Origin of the sequence: Chryseobacterium sp. SIMBA_029 (assembly GCF_046535275.1) — a bacterium.
Taxonomy (GTDB): Bacteria; Bacteroidota; Bacteroidia; order Flavobacteriales; family Weeksellaceae; genus Chryseobacterium.
In genome coordinates, this window is sequence record NZ_JAWRXA010000642.1 from 1 (window position 1) to 250 (window position 250).

1 protein-coding gene is annotated in these 250 nt (G+C 60.0%); it reads right to left on the reverse strand.

Annotation, left to right across the window (positions count from 1 at the left end; all coding sequences use genetic code 11):
- Positions 1-250, reverse strand: a 250-nt coding sequence (locus SB679_RS25545) for a hypothetical protein (RefSeq protein ID WP_410705164.1), incomplete at both ends; no start/stop codon positions are given.

Here is a 250-nt window from a genome sequence, read left to right on the forward strand (position 1 = left end):
CGCTTGCATCGAGAAACGACGACCAGCCTTCGCCGAAATTGACCGTGTTCAGCACCAGATCGTCGAGCGCCTTCGGCGCCGAGACCGGCACGTCAGTCGTCCCCGACGTCTCGAAGTAGTTGATCAGCTTGCCGCGATTGACCTCGAGCACGTCGTTGCTCACCGACCGGCTCTCGGCCTTGGACATGAATGGCAATTTTCCAAGGATGTCGTAATAGGTCGCGTGCCCGTCGAACAGCCCGTCTACGGG